At 41.9% G+C, this 1,508-nt stretch carries 1 protein-coding gene; it reads left to right on the forward strand.

Going from position 1 to position 1,508, the window contains the following annotated elements; genetic code table 11:
• The coding region (locus A2517_RS05590) for an ATP-binding protein (RefSeq protein WP_294894974.1) at window positions 1-1,508 on the forward strand (1,508 nt) is incomplete at both ends.

Raw genomic sequence — 1,508 nt, forward strand, 5'->3', positions numbered from 1 at the left:
CGCGAACTTTTTGATCATGAAGACGAAGAGGTCTTTACCGAGTATGACAAAAGCTGGTTGGACTATATCCGAACCCATTGCCCGAACGGTTACGGTTTGGGAATACTCGATCCCTCCGGAAAAATGCATACGATGTTGGCAACTTCTACGTTGATACAAGAAGGGGGAGAGGATCTCTATTTACTCCGTCTTGAAGACCAAAGCAAACTGGTCGATCTTCAAGCTGAAGTGGTGAAAGTCGAACAGCTGAAAAGTAAGTTTTTAGCGAATATCGGACATGAGTTTCGTACTCCGATGAACGGTATTTTAGGGTTTGTCGAGCTCCTCTCAAAAACCTCACCCAATGAGACTCAGCTCGAATATATCCACTCTGTACAAGGTTCAGCACGAAATTTGATGTCAAATATTGAAAATCTTCTTGATTTGGCACAGATGCAAAACGGTCGTTTAAATGTGAGTAAAAGCGAATTTAATATTGTCGCCGAAATGGAAGAGTTGGCTCGAGGAAGTATATCCATTGCGATGGATAAAGGGGTCGGGGTTTTATTTTTTATAGATCCGAAACTTCCTACTTATATCACCGGTGATGTCCGTAAAATCAAACAAGTGATAAACAATCTCTACAACAATGCGCTCAAATTTACCCAGAGCGGCGGTCGTATAACCGTTGAAATTAAACTACTTAAACGTAATACGTCGGGAACGTGCAATATAGGATTTACGGTTAAAGATACCGGAAAAGGGATTAGTAAATCGGAACTCAGCAACATCACACGCCCTTTTGTATCGGGTGATCATGCCGATAACCGTCTGGGTGTCGGGCTCAGCCTTTCGCATGGGTTAATCTCTTTGATGGGAGGAGAACTCAAAATTACGAGTGATGAGGGGAAAGGTTCCTCTTTCAGTTTTGCATTGACCTTAGAGGGTTCATCCGATCATGCTATGACCATGATCAACGGACGTAGTGTGAAAGTAGTCCTCATTGATGAAAAAAGGGTTGAAGATGCCAACCATTTAACCAACTATCTCCGAAGTTTTGGAGTTAGCGTAACAAAAACTCAAATCATAGAGGATACGATTTTTAATGATGCGGAAGTGGTCTATTTGATTGCTTCACAAGAAAGAAGTGATTGGGCCATAACTCTTTCATCACTCAAACGCTCATGCAAAACAGTTCTCTTGCTTGAACAGAATGAACATCTACAGGCTAAAATGCTTCATGTCGTTGATATAGCGCTCTCCAAGCCTTTGTTGCCGACTTCGTTGTTGGAACATCTCTCAAAAGTATTAAATATTCCGCAGCCTGCTCCGGTAACTGCTCCCCAAATTCAGCGTGGTGTGAGTGCTTTGGTTGTTGAAGATAATCTTATTAATCAGCGTTTGATCAAATTGCTTCTAAAAGAGTATGGAATCTCTGTTGTGGCCGTTTCGAATGGAGATGAAGCGGTTGAAACATGTCGAGAGACGACGTTTGATATTGTCTTTATGGATATCGATATGCCGATCAA

Origin of the sequence: Sulfuricurvum sp. RIFOXYD12_FULL_44_77 (genome assembly GCF_001830725.1) — a bacterium.
In the GTDB taxonomy this organism is placed as follows: Bacteria; Campylobacterota; Campylobacteria; order Campylobacterales; family Sulfurimonadaceae; genus Sulfuricurvum; species Sulfuricurvum kujiense_A.